Here is a 22295-nt window from a genome sequence, read left to right on the forward strand (position 1 = left end):
AAAGTATAATAAAGGAGAAATGGATGGAGGTGTACGATGTGGCTAAAATGGGAAGACCAAAGTCAGCGAATCCGAAAAATACGTTGATTGGATTGAAACTGACAGAGGAAGAAGCCACAAAACTTAGAGAATATGCGTCCAAACATGACATGACCGTAACAGAAGTGCTACAAAAAGGAATTGATTTGCAGTATGCAATGGAAGATTCCCAAAGAAGCTAAGTGTGAAAATTCTTTCCTTGAGAAAGGAGAAAAATGGCATATTCAAGGAAGGATAGAAAAGGGAGGGTATTAAGAAAAGGCGAAACACAACGTAAATGCGATGGAAAGTATGTGTATACATATATGGATACATTAGGCAGAAGACGCAGCATTTATTCAAAAGATATTAAGACATTAAGAGAACGTGAAGAACAGTTAGTTAAAGATCAGCTAGACGGTCTGGACACCTATGTTGCAGGCAGTGCAACAGTTAATTTTGTTTTTGATAGATATATTTCTACAAAATCAGAATTGAGAGAAACAACAAGAACGAATTATAAATATATGTATGATCGTTTCGTGAAAGATGGGTTTGGCAAAAAGAAGATTGCTGTGATTAAGTTTTCAGATGTCCTACAATTTTATCAATACTTATTGAAAGATAAGAAAATGCAAGTGAATACGCTAGAGACTATTCATACGGTGTTACATCCAACCTTTCAGTTAGCAGTAAGGGATAATATTATCAGAACTAATCCGAGTGATGGGGTAATGGCACAAGTAAAAAAGCTACCGGGGCGAAATCATGGTGTGAGACATGCACTAACCTTGGAGCAACAGAGAGCTTTCATAAGATACATAGAGAATAATGAAAGGTTTGAAAGCTGGGTGACATTATTCAAGTTTTTACTTGGCACTGGCTGCAGAATAGGTGAGGCGATTGGAATCCGGTGGGATGACATTGATTTTGAGAAGCGGATAATTAGTATCAATCATAGTTTGGTTTATTATAGCAGGGAATATAAGGGACATGGTATTTGTTCATTTGCCGTATCATTACCTAAAACAGAGGCGGGCATAAGAATGATTCCTATGCTTGATACAGTTTATGAAGCTCTTAAAAGAGAGTATGCATTTCAAGAAGAAAACGGGTTCAATGAAACAGAAATTGATGGAATGTCTGGATTTGTTTTTTCTAATCGTTTTGGAAATGTACATAATCCACAGGCTATCAATAGAGCAATTAAGCGTATATACGAAGCATATAATGTAGAAGAGGTGCTAAAAGCTGCCAAAGAAAAGAGAGAGCCGATTCTTATACCGCATTTTTCATGTCATCATTTGAGACATACTTTTTGTTCGAGGTTTTGTGAAAATGAGACAAATTTAAAGGTAATTCAGTCTATCATGGGACATGCAAATATTGAAACTACGATGGACATTTATGCAGAAGTTACAGAAACAAAAAAGCATGAGTCGATGCAGGAATTAGCAAAAAAATTAGATGTATTTTAGGAAAGAGTCTGATTTAGTTTTGCTGAGGAGGTACGACAAAATTTGTATAGTACGACAAGAGTACGACAAATTAAAGAGCCTTAATCAGTTCTAAAGGTTTAGAGAATAAATGATGAAAGGCTGTAAAGTGTTTTAATAAAGGGAATTAAATTGTATAAGATGTATGCAGTTAGAAATCCCGACAATGAAGACCCTCGGTGGTGTAAAATCCGAAAATGGTGTAAGTTCTAAAGAGGTTTCTACACCAAATTCAGAGCCGGAAAAAATTGATTTTTCTAAGGTAAAGGTTGAGCCTTTGTTTGAAGAAGATGTTGATTTTGATACATTCTCAAAGTCAGATTTCAGAGCAGTTAAGGTTAAAGAATGCGTTGCTGTACCGAAGTCAAAGAAACTCCTTCAGTTCACTCTTGATGACGGAACAGGCACAGATAGAACCATTTTAAGCGGTATTCACGCATATTACGAGCCGGAAGAACTTGTTGGTAAGACACTTATCGCAATCACAAATCTTCCTCCAAGAGCAATGATGGGCATTGACTCTTGTGGTATGCTTCTCAGTGCAGTACACGAAGAAGAAGGCGAAGAGAAGCTTCATCTCCTTATGGTAGATGACCATATTCCGGCAGGTGCAAAGCTCTATTAAGAAGTACCGTTTTACCTTACAAAACGGGATGTACTTCATTTGTGAAAAAGCTCTGAAAATACACAAATACACCAAATTTACACCAAATGGTGCTTGAAACGGTGCAGAGCCTTAAAAATCGCATATTTTAAAGATATATGGGCAGTTCCATTGCGGAATTGCCCATTTTCAGAAAGAAAAAGATAAATTGGTATTTATAAAGGAGAATATTGATGAAACTATTTTTATGTTCGCACTTTTCAAGTGTGGGAAGTCTGATAAAGGAAGAAATTGAAAATAAGAAAGTCGCATTTATTCCAACAGCTTCACTGCGTGAAGGCTACACCGGTTATGTCGGCTCGGCTCGAAAATTATTCAAAAAGTTGGGAGCAATCGTAACTGAAATTGATATTTCAACGGAGGCTTATTCAACGATACAGTCTGTTTTTGAAGAAGCAGATGTGATATATTTTACCGGCGGAAATTCTTTCTTTCTTATGGACCAGCTCCGTAAAACGGGAACTGATGGGCTACTGAAAAAGGAATTGGCAAATGGAAAATTGATGATCGGCGAGTCGGCAGGCGCAATTATATGCGCTCCAAGCATCCAATATATCGAGCAAATGGATGAAAAGCCAGAGGACTACTCACAAGAAGATGATGCAGGGCTTGATTTGATTGATTTCTATGTTCTTCCGCATTATCTTACAGCACCATTTAAGAAAGTTACCGAGAAAATAAAGACTGAGTTTTCGGATTTGAATCTATGCCCGATTAACAACCGTCAGGGAATTGTAATTGATGGTGAAGGTTCAAAGGTTATTTGCAAAGACTAATTTGAAAATTCCCATTTATCAAGCCCTTTGAGAGAGGAGAAATCTTTTCTCAAAGGGCTTTTTCTATTTTACGGATATTCGCAAACTACAAGAAAAAGCCGAAACCTCATATACTTTAATCACAGAGGAAGTGGAGGTTTTGATATGAGTAACAGCTTAGCGGCAGTACATCCAGAATTGATTGCAGAGTGGTCAGAAAAGAATTTACCACTGACACCGGACAGTATAACTTTCGGCTCGAATAAGAAAGTATGGTGGAAAGGTGCTTGCGGTCACGAATGGACTGCCGTTTTATCCAGTGCTGCTTTGATATCGTTTCTGTATCCAGCGATTGACTGAGTAGCCAGCACAATATTCACATGATACTTTCTTGCTTCACACAGCATTTCTAACAGAACGGAATCCTCTTTCAAAGAAAGATTCTGGAACTCATCTATAAAAATCCATAGGCCTTTAGTAATCAGCTTTCTTGTACGTAACCCTCTCCAGAGTAATGCAAGGGGCCTAAAGATTGCGACAATAGATAATATTCATACAGTGATACATCAGATTCTGCAGCTTGCTGTTGAAGACAATTACATAAGAAGAAATATTTCAGATAATTTGCTGAAAGAATTAAAAAGTTCTCATCATTATGAGGATTCACATAGACGCGCTTTGACATTACCAGAGCAGGAGCTGTTTATGGAATTTTTGTCCAAAGAGAACTCACAGTATTATCATTGGCTTCCTATTTTTACAGTTATGCTGGGAACTGGAATGCGTGTAGGTGAAATTACCGGGTTACGTTGGAATGATATCGACTTAAAGTCTGGAATAATAGACGTGAACCATACGCTGGTTTATTATAAACATCGGGATGAGAACGGCTGTTATTTCGATATTCATTCTCCGAAGACCAAAGCTGGAGTGCGTCAGATCCCTATGACGGAGGAAGTAAAGAATGCGTTCCTGTTAGAGAAAAAAATGCAGGAGCTGGCAGGAATACAGTCCAAAGTAACTATTGACGGGTACCACAACTTTATTTTTGTAAACCGCTTTGGTAATGTGCAGAACCAGGGAACCCTAAATAGGGCTTTACGGCGTATTATAAGAGACTGTAATGACAAACAGCTCCTGAAAGAAAAAAATAATCCCGTGTTACTTCCAAACTTCTCCTGCCACTCACTCAGACATACGTTTACAACACGCTTGGTAGAAGTAGGAGTAGATATTAAAGTGATACAGAACCTGTGTGGTCATAGCAGAAGTGATGTGACACTTGATATATATACGACAGTAACAAAAGAATTAAAACAGGCAGAGTTTGATGATTTCCAGAAAAAACTGAAAGAAAAGAAGCAGGAATGGAAAAACAGACAGGAAAAGGATGCGAGATTCTCTTCTGGCGTTGTCGAAAAAATCTTATTGCATAAGCAGTGGTAGTAAGATTATAGTAAATGTAAAGGGAACAAAAGATAAGCTATGGAGCTATAGACTATAACAAGTGAATGAAACATTGGATAATTTGAAAGGAGGAATTGTCGATGGGAGCAACAGCAACAGTGAGAAAATCAGATTTTATAGATGCAATGGAAGAGAACCAGAAGGATGTCCGTAAGATGGTAATGGACAGTTACCATGATATTGAAAAAGGAAAAGGAAGAGATTACAAAGAGTTTTTTGCAGAATTAGAAAGCAGGTACAGGAATGAAAGTGTGGCAATCATATCTGGAAAATAAAACCAGTGGCGCAATGAGAATGTACTGGGTTTACGGTCCAGATCAGAAAGATATTACAATTATCGGTTTGGAGCCACACTCAGAAGATAAGAAAATGGTGCATACGACCGAATTTCACTGTCAGATTTGTAGAATAAAACTGAATATGGAATTTTAACTGAGCAGCTATTCTATAAATAATAGGGTGGCTGCTTTTATTCCTTATTAAGTGGGAGATGTTTGTCTAAATTTGGAGAAAAATACTTATTGCATAACCGAGTGTGGTACGCTTATAATAAAGTAAGATATCTACTATATTTGAACAGAAGGTGCCGTGAGAGGCATTGAAACTGGTAATGAGCAGCAGGAGGTGGGACTATGCCGATAACAACACGAAATTTATTGGACCAGTACACAGAAATTTTGCAGAAAATATATGGAAAGCATTTAAAAAAGGTGATTTTGTATGGTTCTTATGCAAGAGGTGATTACAGGGATGATTCAGATATAGATATTATGGTTCTTCTGGATTTATCTGATATGGATATAAAACAGTATCGGCATGAATTATCTGGTGAAACCTTTGATTTTAATATGGATCACGATCTTGATATAAAGCCCATAGCTAAAAGTCAACAGCATTTTCAAAATTGGGTTGATGCGTACCCATTTTATGCAAACGTGGAAAAAGAGGGGGTAAAGCTATTTGAAGCAGCCTAATGAAAAAGGAACACAGAAGGATCTGGTTCTGTATAGAATTGAAACGGCACAAAGTGACATTAAAGCCGCAGAGATCCTTCTAGGTGCGAAAGAGTTTCGTGGTGCCAATAATCGTGCATATTACGGAATCTATCATGCTGTGTCTGCAATTCATAATTGAGGTGCTTCGGCATCTCTTTTTCTTATCCTCAAAAATGTAGTATCAGGTGTTATCAAAAAGTGACACCTTGACGTTACTGTTCACTGGTAACGTTCCGCGAGGCGTTTTTTGTGAACAAAGTTCACAGAAAACCCGAGAATTGCGGCGCGAAATCATGCGAATGCATGATTTCTGTGCATCGCGAAGCGCGTTACTGTGAACGGAGTGAACAGTAACACCTTGACGAATAGAAGTTGCGAACGAATCCTCATATCTTGAAAAAAATAGATTATTCATAGTATAATATCAAATAAGAATGAAACAGTATCCCTTGGGGGATTAATGGCAAGGTACAGGTACTTGCACCGGAAAGTGTGAAAGAACAGTACAGACAGATGATTGCAAAAGCTGATGAGGATATGCAGAAAAGCGAATAGTGCAGATTTGAATTTGCGCAGACAGTCTGCACAAATTAGATTGAATTATAAGACTATGAAGCGAGGTAGTGGATATGGAAAAAGACCCGTTTAAGGAATATTTGAGGGAGTCTGAACCGGATAAAGCTCATAAGGGATATGCTTGGAGTACGGCAATCGGACTTCAGGCAGTGGACGGACTCAAACCATCTAAATATTTGATTGATACTGCCATTCAGAATATTGAAGGCAAAATCACAATGAAAGAAGTACAGAGCCTTATTGATAGTTACTATGAGGAAAGACCTGTGCATTTGTCCGATGATGAGCGTACCGAAGAAGCTGATAAGGTTTCGTCCCGTATTGCTGAAATTCTTTCTGAAACAGCGTTCTCATTTTCTCCAAATGAGTATATCTCTATCCACCGCAAACTCTTTCGGGGTATTTATAAACACGCCGGAAAGATTCGAGATTACAACATCACAAAGAAAGAATGGGTGCTTGATGGAGCAACTGTAATGTACGGTAGTGCTTCAGAACTGAGAGCCACACTGGAATATGATTTTTCGCAGGAGAAAGATTTTAGTTATAAAGGACTTTCAATGGACGAGATTATCCATCATCTTGCGGTGTTTGTTTCAAGGTTATGGCAAATCCATATCTTCGGAGAAGGCAATACGAGAACAACGGCAGTGTTCTTTATCAAATATTTAAGGACACTGGGCTTTTCTGCAACCAATGATATTTTTGCGGAAAATGCGTGGTATTTTAGAAATGCACTTGTCCGTGCAAATTATACGAACCTGCAAAAAGGTATTCACGAAACAACAGAGTATCTGGAAGTATTTCTCAGAAATCTTCTTTTGAACGAGAAAAATGAGCTTCATAATAGAAATCTTCATATAAGTGGACTTTTGAACGAAGAAAAAGTGGACATTGGGGATTCGAAAGTGGATATTGAGAATGAAAAAGTGGACATTCAAGACAAAAAAGTGGATATTGAAAGTGTGCTTTCCGGAAAAGGTAGTGATTTCTCAGTAAAAACGACGATTCATATTCATAGACTTTTTGAAAGATTTGGTTTTGATGAGGTGTTTGGAAGAAGTGCAGTTATGGAGCTTCTTGAGCTAAAAGGTTCAGGTGCTTCAAAACTTCTTTCCAATTTGGTAAAGGCAGACATTATTGAACCGGTATCCGGTCACGGAAAAGGAAGATATAAATTCAAGAAGTAGGGCTTCTTACATCTGTTCATTGTATAGCGATGTGTGGAGGGATTAATCTGTCGCAGTGCATTCCTGTGGCAGACGATGACAATGGGAAAACTCCGAAAAATAAGATAATCTTTCCATCCTTGTTATATAATACGGGACGTGTGATTTCATATTCGGTAATCGGTTTTTTGCTGGGCGGAATGGGAATGCTGTTAACAGGAGGCGGCGGAATGGGAATTCCACTGCTTCTGCAGGGGATATTGAAAATAATAGCGGGTTTGTTCATGGTGATCATGGGAATAAACATGTTGGGCTGGATTACATTATTAAGAAAGTTCCAAATCAGATTTCCACAAAGGCTGACTGATAAAATAAACAAGAAAAGAAGAAGAGAGAACAGACCGTTTTTTGTCGGACTGTTGAATGGGCTGATGCCGTGTGGCCCCATGCAGTCCATGCAGATTATAGCACTTGGATCGGGAAATCCTGTCTCAGGTGCGGCTGCGATGCTGATGTTCAGTCTGGGAACGGTTCCTCTGATGCTTGGTTTTGGAAGTCTGGATACGTCAGAAGCTGAAAATACGGAATCAGATGCGGAGAAAGAGGAAACAGTGGTATATGAAACTCCTGCCGTAGAGAATGGTGAAATTTCAATTAATGCAGATACATTGACTTCGAATCCAATGTATATCAATTACGATTCCAATGGAACCAATATCCAGCTTATTGCTGTAAAAGGCTCGGATGGAACTCCGCGCTTATCACTTAATACATGTCAGGTATGCAATCCATCGCCAAGGGCGTATTTTAAGGAACAGAACGGAAGACTGGTATGCCAGAATTGTGGAAATGTATTCACGACAGACAGTGTAGGTGAAACTACTGGCGGGTGCAATCCTATGTATATAGATTATAAGAATACAGACGGAAAACTGACGGTAAGTGTGGCAGATCTGGATACATATGCAGATCAATTTGCATCGTGGGATGGTCCGGTAAAATAGTATCTTCATCGGAGAGCTATCAGCTTGAAAAGTGGATACCTTATCTGCCACCTGAGTCTATGGTGAAAGACCTTAAAGCTATCTGATATAACTGAAGTTTTACGGGCAGGATTCTTATTCAAAATGTGAACTGTGGAGGAAATCATGACGAAGAAAAAATTTATTAAGCCGTTCGCAATACTGGCGGCTGTTTTTCTGGGATCACTGGAGATGGGATGGCGCTTTTTTAACATGGTGGTCCGCTGCAAAAGAGGAGAGCAGAAAAAGGAAAGAAAGAAATGGTTTGAACTGTCTCATATCAGGGAAAATCATCCACAGAATGGTTATGCCAGAGAATATAATGAGAGTAAGGCATGGTGCTTTGAACAGAATATGCAGGACTGTTATATCAAAAGTATTGACGGATTAAAACTGCATGCATTATATCTTCCTGCAGAAGCTGCGAAGCGGATCGTCATATTAAGTCATGGATATCGTGGCAGCCGGTTTGGCACGTTGTCGTTTATGGCGAAATATCTGCATGAGCATCAGTGTGATGTCCTGTTTATAGAGCATCGCTGCTGCGGTGACAGCGAGGGAAACTATATTACTTTTGGAGCAAAGGAACAATGGGATGTGCAGCAATGGGCAGTATATATGGCTGAACGAAACAAAGAGAAGCTTCCGATTTACCTGTACGGACAGTCCATGGGTGCAGCTTCTGTGCTGATGGCATCAGGACATACACTTCCACCGGAGGTGAAAGGCCTGATTGCGGACTGTGGTTTTCAGTCTATGGAACGGCAGATGCGTGATATGGCCGCTAACTGGTTCCATCTGCATCATATTCCGTTGCTTCTGATGGAACTGGACTGGTTCTGTTCTCTTCTGGCTGGATTTCATATGAAAGATGCAGACACTACAGAAGCCATGAAAAAAAATAAAAGACCGGTTCTCTTTTTCCATGGAGAGAAGGACACCTATGTATATCCCAATAACTCTTTTCAGAATTATATGCTCTGCAGGGCAGAGAAGGAACTGGTGATCATACCAGGAGCTCGGCATCTGTGCAGTGCCTATGCAGATCCGGAACTGTATCAGCATAAGATGATGGAATTTTTTGAAAAATACGATTAAATGAAAAAATCCTGACCGGGATTTATCAGACATAGTATATAGCAGGAAATATACCTTTGAACTGCTAGTACATCGAAAATTAAGTTTCTGCCATATTGACGTAGGATGATTTCTTCATATGCAAGGCGGAGGAAGGAGGCGTAGCGGTGGCTACGGCGACTGACGACAACGCAGCAGATGAAAAATCAGACAAGTCAATATGGCAGTTACTTAATATTCGATGTACTATGTTAAATGTATGATAAGTCCCGGTCAATTTTTTATAAAGTGTTCATTAAGTCTTCAGGGTACTGGTATTTCCTGAGAAGGTATGATATTTTTTCACCTGAAGCATACATACAATGTTTTCTGTTCCGGATAAAGAGGAAAACCGGGACAATGGAGGTTATCTATTATATGAGAAATTATTATCCTTTGACAGCAGCTCAGAAAATGCATCACAACTGGATACTGGATTATGGTACACAGCAGGTATCTGGCGTAAGCGTTGTGGCTTCTGTACAGGCAGAACTGGATTTTGGATTATTAAAAAAATGTATTCAGATGGAAACAGAGCGTTCCGGTTGTACCAGAGTCCGTTTTACAAAGCCGGATAAAGAGGGAAATGTAAAACAGTATATCGAAAAACAGGACCCGCGTGATATTGAGCTGAAGGATCTGTCAGGAATGGAAAGTCTGGCAAAGGCAGATGAGCTGATGCAGCAGTGGGCATATGAAACATTTGACGGAAATAATATTCCGATGTGTGAATTTACCATGCTGAAGCTTCCAGAAGGATACAATGGTTTCTTTTTACATATGGATCACAGACTGATCGATTCCTGTGGACTTGTAGTTATGATCGAAGATTTGTTCCAATTATATACGCATTACAGATATGGAACAGCCTGTCCTCAGGAACTGGTAGATTTTGAAACGGTTCTGAAAAAAGACCTGGCAAAGGCGGGCAATGAAAAGCGTTTTGCAAAAGATAAAAAATTCTGGGATGACCAGCTGGATGCACTGGGTGAGCCGTTATATTCTGATATTCAGGGACCATCCGTATTGGAGGAAGCAAGAAAGCGCCATGGAAATCCGAAGCTTCGTGCTTCTGACATTGAGATGAACGAGCTGTTTGTTGCAGTAAAGGATTATCATCTGGAACCGTATGCGACACAGAACCTGATGGATTTCTGTATGAATCATCAGCTCTCTATGACAAATTTGCTTCTGCTTGGTATCCGTACTTATTTGTCAAAAGTAAATAATGGACAGGAAGATATTACAATTCAGAATTTTATATCCAGACGTTCTACCCATGACGAATGGACTTCCGGAGGAAGCCGAACCATTATGTTTCCATGCAGAACAGTGATCTCACCAGAGACAGATTTTCTTTCGGCAGCTTATGAAATCCAGAATATGCAGAATCGAATTTATATGCACAGCAATTATGACCCGGCATTTATTGTGGATGAGATGAGAAAAAGATATCATATACCGGAGCATACCAGCTATGAAAGCTGCTATCTGACCTATCAGCCAATGCCGGTGAGGGTGGAGAATGAAATGCTTGGAACTATCCGCCAGCATGCCAAATGGTTTGCAAACGGCGCTGCAACCAAGAAAATGTATCTGACCGTATCTCATACCGAGGATGGGGGAATGAACTTTTCCTATCATTATCAGACTGCGCATCTGGAGGAGCATGACATGGAATTGTTGTATTATTATATGATGCGTATTCTTTTTAAAGGAATTACAGAGCCGGATATGAGCATTGGAGAGATTATGGAACAGGTATAAAGCGTAACAGGTTCCAAAAAGCTTGAAGGAGTAAGAACGGTTAAAGAGAACTTGTCGGCATTGTTTTTATAGAAATCAAGTAACTATTCAGAAGGTAGTATCCCGCGAGGCGTTTTGGCATGTTTTTTGCCAAAATCCCGAGCCATACAAGGCAAAATGCCATCACCGAAGGTGATTTGGAATGCATTTTGACTCGTAACTGTGAGGGTACTGAACAGTTACGAAATCAAAAATCAGGAGGAAATGGAATGAGTCAGGAAATAGAATTTAAAAATATCGTAGCACAGTACAGTAAAGTGAAACCGGAAGAGATGACAGGTGAGATGAGATTCCGTGAAGATCTGGGATTTACTTCCCTGGATTTTATGTCTTTTCTGGGTGAGCTCGAGGATACCTTTGATATTGAACTGGATGAAAACGAAGTGACAAAAATTACAACTCTTGAGGAGGCACTCAAGCTTCTTGAGGAGCTTCAGTAGGACTTAATGTTACTGTTCCCGGAGTGAACAGTAAGACTTAACAGAGTGTCAGTTCACTGAACAGTGAAGGAGGAAAAATATGCTGATCAGGAATATATTAGAAGAAAGTGTACAGAAATTTGGCGAAGTCAAAGCAGTAAAATGGCTTAACAGAAAAGAAGTTCTGGAGAAAAGCTACAGCGAAATGATGAAAAACGTGATTTCTACCAGAAAAGGACTTCTTGCAGAAGGGTTTGAGGGAAAACATATTGCATTAATCGGAACCAGTTCTGTAGAATGGATCGAAAGCTATCTGGGGATTATTACAGGATGCGCGACAGCGGTGCCGCTGGATGCTGCACTCCCGTGTGAAGAACTGATCGACCTGATAAATCGCTCCGATTCCGAAGCACTCTTCTTAAGTCCGAAACACAGACCATATCTGGAAGCATTTCTTGCAAACTGTCCCAAGCTTCAGAAAGTATGGATGCTCCAGGAAGAGGTGGAGGATCTGCCTTCAGGCGTGTACAGTATCAATGAGCTGAGAGATATGGGAAAGAGCGCAGCAGAAGATGCTTCCTGTCCGAAGGCAGAAGATATTGCGACTATTATCTTTACTTCCGGAACCACAGGAAAGAGCAAAGGGGTTATGCTGACACAGAATAATCTGGCATCCAACGTTGAGGCAGTTAAGATTTCAGCAGAACCTGGAACTGCCATGCTCAGTGTACTCCCAATTCATCATGCATTCTGCCTTGTCATGGACTGGCTGAAAGGATTTTCCCAGGGGGCAACTATCTGCATCAATGACTCCCTGCTTCATATGGTCAGAAATATGAGCATTTTTAAACCAGATATCATGCTCATGGTTCCGATGATGATTGAGACAATTTATAAGAGACTGGCGGCTGCTGATCCGGAAATCCCGGAGGCGGTTCTTGCAGAAAAAGTCTTCGGCGGAAAACTGCAGACGATTTTTACCGGCGGGGCACATCTGGATCCGTACTATATTGACCGTTTTGCAGAATATGGCGTTCAGATACTGGAAGGATATGGCATGTCGGAATGTTCTCCTGTTATCAGTAATAATACACCGGAAAATCATAAGCCGGGTTCTATCGGAAGACCACTTGAGAATGTGGAGATAAAGTTTGAAAACGGGGAGATTCTGGTAAAGGGTACAAGTGTTATGAAAGGGTACTATCAGATGCCGGATGAGACAGCGGAAACACTGAAGGATGGCTGGCTGCATACAGGCGACAAGGGCTATATGGATGAAGATGGATACCTCTTTATTAATGGTCGTGTGAAAAATCTGATCATTCTCTCCAATGGGGAAAATGTATCACCGGAAGAACTTGAGAACAAGCTTGCACTGAACCCGCTTGTTGCGGAAGTAATCGTAACAGGTGAAGAGAATGGTCTGACAGCGCGCATCTATCCGGAACAGGCAGTTGTGGAGGCAAAGGCACTGGATACTGAGATGATTCGTTTACAGCTTCAGGCATTTCTGGATGAATACAATAAAAATCAGCCGACCTACCGTCGTATTACAGGTCTGGTGATCCGGAAAAATCCGTTTATACGCAGTACAACAAAGAAAATCAGGAGACAGGATGTCCTGATTGATGAGCCACAGGCATAAGAAAAACCCGTCTGAGTGAATTGCTTAGACGGGTTTTTCTTATGCCTGTTTGAAAGAGCATTCCCGCAATCTGCACGCCCCACTTTGTGGGAATGCTTTTACAAACACGTCAGGATAAAAGTGGCAGCATGCCAGTCAGAAAAACCTGAGTCAGAATTTCTGCAATGACTTCTGGTTCAAGATCAAAATGATCCCGGGTCCATTTGTGAAGAACACCGATCGTGCTGCCGATCGCACAGGTGATCACATAAGATATTTCCTCTTTTGTGTGTCTGCCGGGTCTGGCACTGGAGGTAGTAGCGGTGACATAGTGATGAAGCATAGTCAGCATTTTTTCAAAGAGATCATTCCCATGGGGTGTGCTCAGAAGACTGGACAGGAAAGGATTTTCCATTGTATAGCGGCAAATAGTCAGAAAATAGGACTGACAGATATCGCGGTCATTTTCAGGATGAAATTTTTCCATTATAGAAAAAACATCCTGGATCGTCTTTTCCTCAACAGCGGATACAAGAGAAGGAATGTCTTGATAATGATTATAAAAAGTGCTTCTCGCGATACCAGCTGTCTTAGTGATATCGGATACTGTGATCTGATCAGGAGTTTTTTTCTTTAGAAGTTTAAAAAAAGCACCCAGGATGGCTTCATCCGCCACAGAATATCTTTCGTCAGGAACTGGATTTTGCATAGTCGATTCCCTCCCAATATTTTATCAATAAATATAAGAATATGAGTGGCAAAAGACCTTTTGACTCTCATATCATGTATATATGGAAATCTGGAAAATGTTTATTTCTCTATTTCATAGGCAGCAATCAATATACATGCGCAGAAGTTTTCCAATGGCTGGAAACATTTGATAATAAGTTCACGATGAATCCTGGCACTGTAAGTCTTGAGACGACAGCTTCCGCCATTCACGGCAACATCTGTATATGCGGCAAGGAGCTTCTTATCTCCGTTGGGAAATACCTGATAAAAAGACTGGTCAAGTATTTCCTGCACATCCATGCCTTCCAGAAGAAGCATTTCTTTATTGCAATAGCGGAAAACGAAGTCAATTCCAGTTCCGTTTTTATTAAAAATCAGTTCGATTACACAAAAAGCAAGGGGCATATCATCTAATACAGAAAAACGCGTACGAATATTTGGAGATAAAGTCTTGGCAGGATCCTGATGCAAAGATTTGTTCAGAAATTTGTGAGTGGCTGCGCCACGCTTACGTCCTTCCAGACGTACGCCATCCTTCATATGATAGGTGCAGTTCTCAATATGATCAATCTGTCCTCTGGAAACCACGGTGCCTTTATTTATGGAAATATAATCATAAGGTATAAGAATTTCATATAAATCTTTGACTGTGATAAAAGTTTTCACAACTCGTCCATCGGTCATATAAATGCAGGTCTTATTCTCCTGTCTGAGCAGATATTTGATATTACTGATATGGATATTGTTTTTCCTTAAAAATTTCATGATTTTTTCATCCATATAAATATCCCTCCGGTTATTAGTGTAAGGTAGAAAATGTCAGGTTACTATATTTCTGACATTGCTATCTGCAGATAATGAAATAAGTATACCATAAACGTAAAGATTTTACCAGTGTAATTGGGTAAAATATAAGGCTGCATGATCTGTATGCATCGTGATTTGTTTTGGGTGAAAAGAGCGCAGAAAATCCGGTTTTTTCAGATGAAAAAATGCACGGATGTTATAATTGAAAAGTAAATTTTGTGATAATTTCACAATAAAAGACGATATTTTCGAAAAAATGAAACAAATAAATATATCATAAATACTGTAAAAAGACAGGGGGTTTGGAATTAAGCGTCTTTGCAATAAGTAATTAAAAAGGTATCACAACCGGAAGTGAAAGGTTGCGATACCTTTTTTTGCGTCAAACTGAAAATCGTTTTACCAGATTTGCCGAAACTTCAATTTTACAGGTATGCTGCCGGGGTTCGTTTATTTGAGAGAGAAGCTCTCTGGCGGCAACCTGTCCCATATAATGACGGGGGATGCTGATACTGGTAAGGGAGGGGTCGATAATGCGTCCCTCAGAGATATTGTCGAAGCCTACAATTGCCACCTGTTCCGGCACCTTGTAGCCTCTGAGCCGCAAGGCCTTGATAGTTCCGATTGCAATCAGGTCATTGTCCGCAAAATAGCAGTCTGCCAGAGCATCCCCTCTGTCAATAATTGCAAGCATATCTGCCATTGCACCATCAATGGTTGGAGAAAGCTGGTGGATGATACAGCGGGAACGGGACATTCCGTTATCATGGACAGCATGATAAAATCCCTCCAGACGCTCTGAAAAGTTGCGGAGAGGGTAAGCAGACTGCAGGTATCCAGGCTGTTTCATTCTCCGGCTGATCAGATAATCGGTAGCAAGATAAGCTCCCTGACGATTATTGGGAACGACATAATTGCAGTCAAGGTTTTCAAAATAGGCGTCCAGGATCACCACCGGAAAAGGAAGCTTCAGGAAAGGACGGACCATTTCCTCCCGCATTTCAGTACCAAACAAAATAATTCCCACACAGTCAGTAGTTCTTAAATCCCCCAGATAATGCTCCAGGTTATCCCTCTTTTCATAAAATGTGATTACTTTCAGTTTATAATTATCTTTCTGCACTACGGATTCCATACCCTCCACCATAGCATCAAAAATAGGAGAATAGGACATGATGGCATTATGGGAACGATAGCTTACCGCGTAAATGCTTCCAGCTTTATTTTTCTTTAGAGAAAGTCTGGTAAAGTCATAGCCGTATTTTTCAGCAGCTTCTATCACCATCCGGCGGGTTTCCGTGCTGACTCCGGGCTTATTGTTCAGCGCCATGGAGACGGCAGTCTGTGAAAGATTCAGTTTTTCAGCCAGTTCTTTTGCGGTAATGGACATTTGCGGCACCTCCCAGAGTAATAATTGCAAAGCAAAAAGATAAAGTTTCACCAGTTTTTAGATGTAAAAGGATTTCCTGTGGAAACTGTTCATATTTCTTTGGCAGAAGTTTTTTCTGTTGTATATATTGTACTTCTTAATTGAAAAATAAACAATATATTTGTGAAAAATAAAGCGAAAATAAAGTTAAAAATACTTTATTTTTTATTGGAATAAAGCTGGAGGAGACCTATACTAAAGCTATAAAGAAAAGCAAACAGAATATCTGGGTAAGTAATAAAGAAAAAGATTTTACAGCTAAGAAAAACCAAAAGAAAATAATAAATATAAACAAGGAGGAATACCAGAATGGCAAAGATCAAAATCGGCTATGCGCCAACCAGACGAAGTATTTTCAGTGCACCGGATGCAGTTAAGTATCGTGGACTTACTGCAGACAGATTAAAAGAATTAGGAATCGATTTTGTAGACATCACAGATGTAAATGACGAGGGTCTTCTTTATGACGAGGCAGGCCGCATCAAGATTGCAGAGAAATTCAAAAAAGAGAAAATCGACGGACTTTTCCTTCCGCACTGCAACTTCGGAACTGAGTTTGAATGCGCAAGACTTGCAAAAGAGTTAAATGTACCGGTTCTCCTGTGGGGACCTCTTGATGAGAGACCAGACGAGAACGGTGTCCGTCTTCGTGATACGCAGTGCGGACTTTTTGCAACAGGTAAAGTCCTCAGAAGATTTCGCGTTCCATTTACATATATGACAAACTGCAGACTGAATGATCCGGTATTCGAGCGTGGTCTTCGTGATTTCATGGCTGTCTGTAATGTAGTAAAAACCTTCCGCAACATGAGAATTCTTCAGATTTCCACAAGACCATACGAGTTCTGGTCCACCATGTGCAACGAGGGTGAACTTCTTGAGAAATTCAACATCCAGCTGACCCCAATCCCAATGCCAGAGCTGACAGATGAGATGAAGAAAGCAAAAGCAGAAGGAACAGAGGTTGCAAAGGTTGTAGAATACTGCCGCGAGCATATGGAAATCTGCATCAAAGACAACGAGCTTGAAAATGTAGCAGCTCTTAAGGTTGCTATGAAAAACCTGATTACAAAATATGGCTGCCAGGCAGCTGCAATCCAGTGCTGGAACCAGTTACAGAGTGAAATCGGAATTATGCCATGTGCAGCAAATGCCCTTCTGAACGAAGAAGGAATCCCGGTTGTCTGCGAGACAGATATCCACGGTGCTATTACCGCTCTTCTTGTTGAGGCAGCAGCACTTGACGATACCAGAAGTTTCTTCGCTGACTGGACCATCCGTCATCCTGACATTGAGAACGGCGAGCTCCTTCAGCACTGTGGACCATGGCCAATCTCTGTTGCAAGAGAGACTCCGAAGCTTACTTATCCGCTGGCATTCAGCCATCCGGGAAGCATTACAGCTGAGGCAAAACATGGTGAAGTGACACTGGCACGTTTCGATGGTGATAACGGAGAATACTCTATGCTTCTTGGAAAGGCCAAAGGCGTTGATGGACCGAAAGGTATGGGAACTTACCTCTGGGTTGAGGTTGAGAACATCAAACGTCTGGAAGCCAAGATTGTAGAAGGACCATACATCCATCACTGTGTAGGTATCCATAAAGATGTAGTTCCGGTACTTTACGAGGCATGCAAATACATGGGAATCACTCCTGATTTATATGATCCTATTGAAGAAGATGTGAAAGCATATTTAAGAGGTGAATGAGAATGGAAAATTTAAAGGCAAAATCTTTTGACTTGCGAAAAGATACTGTAGATATTATCGTTGCCGGAAAGGGCGGCCATATCGGTGGCGACATGAGTGTGATTGATACTCTGATGAGCCTGTATTTCTGCCAGATGAACATTTCTCCGGAAAACATGAATGATCCGGATCGCGACCGTTTCGTACTCAGCAAAGGTCATTCTGTAGAGGCTTACTACGCTGTACTTGCAGCAAAGGGCTTTCTGGATCTGGAAGATATTAAAGCACATTTTTCAAAATTTGGCTCCAAATATATTGGACACCCGAACAATAAGCTTCCTGGAATCGAGATGAACTCCGGTTCTCTGGGACATGGACTTCCGGTATGTGTAGGTATGGCTCTTGCAGGCAAAAAAGACAACAGAGATTACCGTGTTTACACCGTAATGGGTGACGGTGAGCTGGCAGAGGGTTCTGTATGGGAGGGCTTCATGGCAGGTCATCAGTATAAATTGGACAACCTTTGTGCAGTAATCGACCGTAACCGTCTTCAGATTTCCGGAAACACAGAGGACGTTATGGGACATGACGATCTCCATGAGCGTATCCGTTCTTTTGGATGGCATGTGATCGATGTAAAAGACGGAAACGATATTGACCAGTTAAATGCTGCTTTTGAAGAAGCAAAAACTGTAAAAGGCAAACCAACAGCTGTAATTGCCAACACTGTAAAAGGCTGCGGCTCTTCCGTAATGGAGAACAAGGCAAACTGGCATCACAAGGTTCCGACTCAGGAAGAATATGATCAGATCATCGCGGATTTTGCAGCAAGAAAGGAGGCCGCTCTTCATGAATAAAATTCCAAACAGACAGGCCATCTGTGAAGTACTGATGGACAAGGCAAAAGACGATAAAGATATTATGGTGCTTTGCAGCGATTCCAGAGGATCCGCTTCCATGACACCATTTGCAGATAATTTCCCGAATCAGTTTATTGAGACCGGTATTGCAGAGCAGAATCTGGTAAGTATTTCCGCAGGTCTTGCAAAATGTGGAAAGAAACCATTTGCATGCTCACCAGCCTGCTTCTTATCCACAAGAAGCTACGAGCAGGCCAAGGTTGATGTGGCATACTCCAATACAAATGTTACTCTTATCGGTATCAGCGGTGGCATCAGTTACGGCGCACTTGGAATGAGCCATCATTCTGCACAGGATATCGCAGCTATGTCTGCAATCCCGAATATGAGAGTTTACCTTCCAAGCGACCGTCATCAGACAAAGCATCTGATCGAGGCACTGTTGAAGGATGAGAAACCATCTTATATCCGTGTTGGAAGAAATCCGGTTGAGGATATTTATACAGAAGATAACTGCCCATTTGAAATGGACAAGGCAACTGTTCTGAAAGAGGGAACAGATGTGGCAATTATTGCCTGCGGCGAGATGGTGCGCCCGGCATTTGCAGCAGCCAAGTTATTGGAGGAGCAGGGAATTTCCGCAACTGTACTGGATATGTACTGCGTGAAACCGCTTGACGCAGAAGGTGTTATCAAAGCTGCCCAGAATGCAAAGGCAGTGATCACGGTAGAAGAGCACGCTCCATTTGGTGGACTGGGTTCTATGGTTGCACAGGTTGTTGGTGCTAACTGCCCGAAGAAAGTGCTGAACATGGCTCTTCCGGATGCTCCGGTTATCACAGGTAACTCCCAGGAAGTATTTGATTACTATGGATTAAATGCTGAGGGTATTGCGAAGAAGGCTGTGGAGGCTCTGAAATAATAATTAAATAAGAAACAAATTTAAGCGTGACTGACAGACTGCGTGGATGCAGAACCAGGATGCTGCTTAGAAGTGCTGCCCGATTGGGCGTGCTTCTGAGCAGTCTGGTCAGGCACGCTTATTATTTAGTTACAAAACAGACTTAAGGTACAGAGATGTTGATTTTAGAGAATATAAAAGTTTTAAGAGGATAGTAAACATGGCAAAATATATTATTAGTATTGATCAGAGTACCCAGGGTACCAAGGCGCTCCTTTTCGATGAGACTGGAAGCATTATGCGCCGTACTGACCGCCCTCACAGGCAGATCATCAATGAAAAGGGCTGGGTTTCCCATGATCCAGAGGAAATTTACAGCAATGTTCTGGAGGTTGTGAAAGAACTTCTGGAGGGGGTAGAGAAGGAATATGTAGTTGGGCTGGGAATCAGTAACCAGCGTGAAACTTCTCTTGCATGGAACCGCGTCACCGGTAAGCCTTACGGAAATGCAGTTGTATGGCAGTGCGCCCGTGCCGTGGATATCTGTGCCCGTGTGGAAAAGGCTGGCGCAGCAGAGCTGATCCGCCAGAAAACCGGAATGAATCTTTCCCCATATTTCCCGGCTTCCAAGATCGCATGGCTTCTGGAAAATGAAGAGGGCGCAAAAGAGGCGGCAGAACGTCACGAAATCTGCCATGGAACGATTGACAGCTGGCTGGTTTACAAGCTGACAGGGGGCAAAGAATACAGAACCGATTATTCCAATGCTTCCAGAACACAGCTTTTCAATATTTTTGACCTGAAATGGGATGAGGAAATCTGCGGATTATTTGGCATTGATCCGGCAAATATGGCAGAGGTTACAGATTCCGACGCCTGCTTCGGCGAAACGGATTTCGAGGGACTTCTTCCTCATAAAATCCCGATCCATGGCGTATTGGGAGACTCCCACGGCTCTCTTTTTGGTCAGGGATGCCTGCAGCCAGGCATGATCAAATCCACTTATGGAACCGGCTCTTCTATTATGATGAATATTGGTGAGAAGCCAATTCTCAGTACCCATGGGGTTGTGACTTCTCTTGCGTGGAAAATCGGCGGCAAGGTTAACTATGTGCTTGAAGGCAACCTGAACTATACAGGCGCTGTTATTACCTGGCTGAAGGACGATCTTCAGATCATTTCTTCTCCTGGAGAGACCGGTAAACTGGCGAAAGAAGCCATTCAGGAGGACAGCCTGTATCTGGTTCCTGCATTCAGCGGTCTTGGTGCTCCTTACTGGGATAGCGAGGCGAGAGCTTCTGTTGTAGGCATGAGCCGTACTACCCGCAAGGCTGAGTTTGTAAGAGCGGCACTTGAATGTATTGCTTATCAGATTACAGATGTTGTACAGGCTATGTCTGAGGATGCTGGTGTTCCGGTGAAGGAGCTTCGCGTAGATGGCGGTCCGACCCGAAACGACTATCTGATGCAGTTCCAGAGCAATATTGCAGATGCCGGAGTTCTGGTTCCGGATTCCGAGGAACTTTCCGCTATTGGACCGGCCTATGCGGCAGGATTGCAGCTTGGTGTCTGGGATGAAAGTATTTTTGGAAAATTAAACCGCGTGTCCTATAAACCGGACATGGAAGTGGAAAAACGTGAGCAGAAGTATGCAGGATGGAAGAAAGCAGTTGCTTCTGTGATCACAAACAAATAAATTTATTTAAGGGTACAAGCAGGAGGGACAGCGCGGTTAGAAACTACGCCGTCCCTTTTTGTCTGTATGGTGGCTGCATCGCTAAATAAATGTGACACTAAATAAAGAAATTGGACTTGACGGTGGAGGCCCTGTAATCGTAAAATTTTTGTATAAACTATAAAAGGATGGAGTGGGTTTTGATACTTTAATAGGGCAAAATTCACAAGTGAAAATACAGAGCCAGGGAGAAAGCTTCCGGAGCTTTGTGAAAACGCAGAGCGTATTTGAAAAGGCTCTATATTGGTTAAGAGAAGGAGAACAAGGAAATGAAATTAGGAATTGTTTATACAAGTACCACACCAGAGCTGATTGAGTGTGTAAATGAAGAAATCAAAAAAAATCTTGGCGATGCACCGGAGATCCTGAATTATCAGGATCCGTCTATTCTGGCAGAAGTAAGAGAGCATGGATATGTAACAGCAGGCGCAGCAGCCCGTCTTGTAGGAATGTATATGCAGGCTGTTTCTGACGGCGCAGATGCGGTTTTGAACTGCTGCTCTTCTGTTGGCGAGGTTGCAGATGCGGCTCAGGATATTGGCCGTTATACAGGTATTCCGATTGTCCGTATTGATGAGGAGATGTGCCGCGAGGCAGCCCGCCTTGGCAAGAGAGTGGGCGTTCTGGCTACATTGCCTACCACCCTGGAACCAACTAAGAATACAGTTTCCCGTGTGGCAAGAGAGATGAATCGCCATGTAGAACTGGTGGATGGCCTGGTAGATGCTTTTGGTGCAGACCAAGATAAGTTTAAGGCACTTCTTTGCGGAAAAGCTGCTGAGATCGCAGACCAGGTAGACGTAATTCTTCTGGCACAGGGCTCTATGGCTTATGCAGAGGACGCAATCCACGAGAAAATCGGCAAACCGGTACTTTCCAGCCCGCGCTTTGGAGCGCAGGCACTTGCTGCAGCATTGAAAGCGAAAGGCTTATAAAGAATACTATATGGAATATTGCGGAACAGCTGACTTTCCTATATGGTGATGTCACTGATGGGCGACATGTCCGTTAAAAC

At 41.6% G+C, this 22295-nt stretch carries 23 protein-coding genes; 20 read left to right on the forward strand and 3 right to left on the reverse strand.

Annotation, left to right across the window (positions count from 1 at the left end; genetic code table 11):
* Positions 1-47 precede the first annotated feature (47 nt).
* From I4V84_RS03295 to I4V84_RS03370, 15 genes are all read left to right on the forward strand, one after another.
* Complete coding sequence (locus I4V84_RS03295) at positions 48-221, forward strand: hypothetical protein (protein ID WP_243284004.1); 174 nt, start codon at positions 48-50, stop codon at positions 219-221.
* 33 nt (positions 222-254) lie between these two features.
* Positions 255-1496, forward strand: coding sequence for a tyrosine-type recombinase/integrase (locus I4V84_RS03300; RefSeq protein ID WP_144167544.1), 1242 nt, complete (start codon positions 255-257; stop codon positions 1494-1496).
* Positions 1497-1659: 163 nt separating this feature from the next.
* The gene (locus I4V84_RS03305; protein WP_243284005.1) at positions 1660-2139 is read left to right on the forward strand and encodes a methionine--tRNA ligase subunit beta; all 480 of its coding nucleotides are present in this window, start codon (positions 1660-1662) and stop codon (positions 2137-2139) included.
* Between the two features lie 212 nt (positions 2140-2351).
* Positions 2352-2954 carry a Type 1 glutamine amidotransferase-like domain-containing protein gene (locus tag I4V84_RS03310; protein WP_195991227.1) on the forward strand — a complete coding sequence of 201 codons (603 nt, stop codon included), beginning with the start codon at positions 2352-2354 and terminating at the stop codon, positions 2952-2954.
* Positions 2955-3098: 144 nt separating this feature from the next.
* Complete coding sequence (locus I4V84_RS03315; protein WP_202017096.1) at positions 3099-3293, forward strand: zinc-ribbon domain-containing protein; 195 nt, start codon at positions 3099-3101, stop codon at positions 3291-3293.
* Positions 3294-3557: 264 nt separating this feature from the next.
* Entirely contained in the window at positions 3558-4379 is an 822-nt protein-coding gene (locus tag I4V84_RS03325) for a site-specific integrase (protein ID WP_334286001.1), read from the forward strand.
* Between the two features lie 101 nt (positions 4380-4480).
* Positions 4481-4675: a hypothetical protein gene (locus I4V84_RS03330; RefSeq protein ID WP_118577689.1), complete on the forward strand. Its 195-nt coding sequence runs from the start codon at positions 4481-4483 to the stop codon at positions 4673-4675.
* A gap of 357 nt (positions 4676-5032) precedes the next feature.
* Positions 5033-5374, forward strand: a complete 342-nt coding sequence (locus tag I4V84_RS03335) for a nucleotidyltransferase domain-containing protein (protein WP_195991228.1) — start codon at positions 5033-5035, stop codon at positions 5372-5374.
* Positions 5361-5534: a hypothetical protein gene (locus I4V84_RS03340; protein WP_226814914.1), complete on the forward strand. Its 174-nt coding sequence runs from the start codon at positions 5361-5363 to the stop codon at positions 5532-5534. Before I4V84_RS03335 ends, I4V84_RS03340 begins: the two co-directional genes overlap by 14 nt.
* A gap of 490 nt (positions 5535-6024) precedes the next feature.
* Positions 6025-7161, forward strand: a complete 1137-nt coding sequence (locus I4V84_RS03345) for a Fic family protein (RefSeq protein ID WP_173718651.1) — start codon at positions 6025-6027, stop codon at positions 7159-7161.
* A gap of 29 nt (positions 7162-7190) precedes the next feature.
* Positions 7191-8144: a Fe-S-containing protein gene (locus I4V84_RS03350; protein WP_173718650.1), complete on the forward strand. Its 954-nt coding sequence runs from the start codon at positions 7191-7193 to the stop codon at positions 8142-8144.
* 144 nt (positions 8145-8288) lie between these two features.
* Entirely contained in the window at positions 8289-9260 is a 972-nt protein-coding gene (locus I4V84_RS03355; RefSeq protein ID WP_173718649.1) for an alpha/beta fold hydrolase, read from the forward strand.
* Between the two features lie 396 nt (positions 9261-9656).
* Positions 9657-11045 carry a condensation domain-containing protein gene (locus I4V84_RS03360; RefSeq protein ID WP_195991229.1) on the forward strand — a complete coding sequence of 463 codons (1389 nt, stop codon included), beginning with the start codon at positions 9657-9659 and terminating at the stop codon, positions 11043-11045.
* Between the two features lie 248 nt (positions 11046-11293).
* Positions 11294-11524, forward strand: a complete 231-nt coding sequence (locus I4V84_RS03365; RefSeq protein WP_118577685.1) for an acyl carrier protein — start codon at positions 11294-11296, stop codon at positions 11522-11524.
* Between the two features lie 79 nt (positions 11525-11603).
* Positions 11604-13148, forward strand: coding sequence for an AMP-binding protein (locus I4V84_RS03370; protein WP_195991230.1), 1545 nt, complete (start codon positions 11604-11606; stop codon positions 13146-13148).
* A 109-nt stretch (positions 13149-13257) separates the two neighbouring features.
* Here the strand turns inward: I4V84_RS03370 and I4V84_RS03375 are convergent, their stop codons facing one another.
* The 3 genes from I4V84_RS03375 to I4V84_RS03385 form a co-directional block, all read right to left on the reverse strand.
* Positions 13258-13836, reverse strand: a complete 579-nt coding sequence (locus I4V84_RS03375; RefSeq protein ID WP_173770815.1) for a TetR/AcrR family transcriptional regulator — start codon at positions 13834-13836, stop codon at positions 13258-13260.
* Positions 13837-13937: 101 nt separating this feature from the next.
* Complete coding sequence (locus I4V84_RS03380) at positions 13938-14639, reverse strand: hypothetical protein (RefSeq protein WP_195991231.1); 702 nt, start codon at positions 14637-14639, stop codon at positions 13938-13940.
* Positions 14640-15048: 409 nt separating this feature from the next.
* Positions 15049-16056 carry a LacI family DNA-binding transcriptional regulator gene (locus tag I4V84_RS03385; protein WP_173718645.1) on the reverse strand — a complete coding sequence of 336 codons (1008 nt, stop codon included), beginning with the start codon at positions 16054-16056 and terminating at the stop codon, positions 15049-15051.
* 348 nt (positions 16057-16404) lie between these two features.
* On the opposite strand from I4V84_RS03385, the gene I4V84_RS03390 reads away from it, so the two are divergent.
* The 5 genes from I4V84_RS03390 to I4V84_RS03410 all read left to right on the forward strand — a co-directional run bounded on the left by I4V84_RS03390 (position 16405) and on the right by I4V84_RS03410 (position 22215).
* On the forward strand, positions 16405-17805 hold the full coding sequence (locus I4V84_RS03390; RefSeq protein WP_195991232.1) for an L-fucose/L-arabinose isomerase family protein: 1401 nt from the start codon (positions 16405-16407) through the stop codon (positions 17803-17805).
* A gap of 2 nt (positions 17806-17807) precedes the next feature.
* Positions 17808-18641, forward strand: coding sequence for a transketolase (locus tag I4V84_RS03395; protein WP_195991233.1), 834 nt, complete (start codon positions 17808-17810; stop codon positions 18639-18641).
* Positions 18634-19566: a transketolase C-terminal domain-containing protein gene (locus I4V84_RS03400; RefSeq protein WP_195991234.1), complete on the forward strand. Its 933-nt coding sequence runs from the start codon at positions 18634-18636 to the stop codon at positions 19564-19566. The genes I4V84_RS03395 and I4V84_RS03400 overlap by 8 nt, the downstream gene beginning before the upstream one ends.
* A 199-nt stretch (positions 19567-19765) precedes the next feature.
* The gene (locus I4V84_RS03405; RefSeq protein WP_195991235.1) at positions 19766-21241 is read left to right on the forward strand and encodes a glycerol kinase; all 1476 of its coding nucleotides are present in this window, start codon (positions 19766-19768) and stop codon (positions 21239-21241) included.
* A gap of 308 nt (positions 21242-21549) precedes the next feature.
* A complete protein-coding gene (locus I4V84_RS03410) occupies positions 21550-22215 on the forward strand; it encodes an aspartate/glutamate racemase family protein (RefSeq protein WP_118577675.1) in 666 nt (221 codons plus the stop codon).
* Positions 22216-22295 lie beyond the last annotated feature (80 nt).

It is taken from the genome of Ruminococcus sp. 1001713B170207_170306_F1, from assembly GCF_015668065.1.
Taxonomy (GTDB): domain Bacteria; phylum Bacillota; class Clostridia; order Lachnospirales; family Lachnospiraceae; genus Blautia_A; species Blautia_A faecis.

Coding starts and splice junctions, on each gene's coding strand:
- I4V84_RS03310 (WP_195991227.1), top strand. CDS start 2,352: ATGAAACTATTTTTATGTTCGCACTTTTCAAGTGTGGGAAGTCTGATA.
- I4V84_RS03335 (WP_195991228.1), top strand. CDS start 5,033: ATGCCGATAACAACACGAAATTTATTGGACCAGTACACAGAAATTTTG.
- I4V84_RS03300 (WP_144167544.1), top strand. CDS start 255: ATGGCATATTCAAGGAAGGATAGAAAAGGGAGGGTATTAAGAAAAGGC.
- I4V84_RS03385 (WP_173718645.1), bottom strand. CDS start 16,056: ATGTCCATTACCGCAAAAGAACTGGCTGAAAAACTGAATCTTTCACAG.
- I4V84_RS03380 (WP_195991231.1), bottom strand. CDS start 14,639: ATGGATGAAAAAATCATGAAATTTTTAAGGAAAAACAATATCCATATC.
- I4V84_RS03400 (WP_195991234.1), top strand. CDS start 18,634: ATGAATAAAATTCCAAACAGACAGGCCATCTGTGAAGTACTGATGGAC.
- I4V84_RS03350 (WP_173718650.1), top strand. CDS start 7,191: ATGTGTGGAGGGATTAATCTGTCGCAGTGCATTCCTGTGGCAGACGAT.
- I4V84_RS03410 (WP_118577675.1), top strand. CDS start 21,550: ATGAAATTAGGAATTGTTTATACAAGTACCACACCAGAGCTGATTGAG.
- I4V84_RS03360 (WP_195991229.1), top strand. CDS start 9,657: ATGAGAAATTATTATCCTTTGACAGCAGCTCAGAAAATGCATCACAAC.
- I4V84_RS03405 (WP_195991235.1), top strand. CDS start 19,766: ATGGCAAAATATATTATTAGTATTGATCAGAGTACCCAGGGTACCAAG.
- I4V84_RS03370 (WP_195991230.1), top strand. CDS start 11,604: ATGCTGATCAGGAATATATTAGAAGAAAGTGTACAGAAATTTGGCGAA.
- I4V84_RS03395 (WP_195991233.1), top strand. CDS start 17,808: ATGGAAAATTTAAAGGCAAAATCTTTTGACTTGCGAAAAGATACTGTA.
- I4V84_RS03330 (WP_118577689.1), top strand. CDS start 4,481: ATGGGAGCAACAGCAACAGTGAGAAAATCAGATTTTATAGATGCAATG.
- I4V84_RS03295 (WP_243284004.1), top strand. CDS start 48: ATGGGAAGACCAAAGTCAGCGAATCCGAAAAATACGTTGATTGGATTG.
- I4V84_RS03375 (WP_173770815.1), bottom strand. CDS start 13,836: ATGCAAAATCCAGTTCCTGACGAAAGATATTCTGTGGCGGATGAAGCC.
- I4V84_RS03365 (WP_118577685.1), top strand. CDS start 11,294: ATGAGTCAGGAAATAGAATTTAAAAATATCGTAGCACAGTACAGTAAA.
- I4V84_RS03390 (WP_195991232.1), top strand. CDS start 16,405: ATGGCAAAGATCAAAATCGGCTATGCGCCAACCAGACGAAGTATTTTC.
- I4V84_RS03355 (WP_173718649.1), top strand. CDS start 8,289: ATGACGAAGAAAAAATTTATTAAGCCGTTCGCAATACTGGCGGCTGTT.
- I4V84_RS03345 (WP_173718651.1), top strand. CDS start 6,025: ATGGAAAAAGACCCGTTTAAGGAATATTTGAGGGAGTCTGAACCGGAT.
- I4V84_RS03305 (WP_243284005.1), top strand. CDS start 1,660: ATGCAGTTAGAAATCCCGACAATGAAGACCCTCGGTGGTGTAAAATCC.
- I4V84_RS03315 (WP_202017096.1), top strand. CDS start 3,099: ATGAGTAACAGCTTAGCGGCAGTACATCCAGAATTGATTGCAGAGTGG.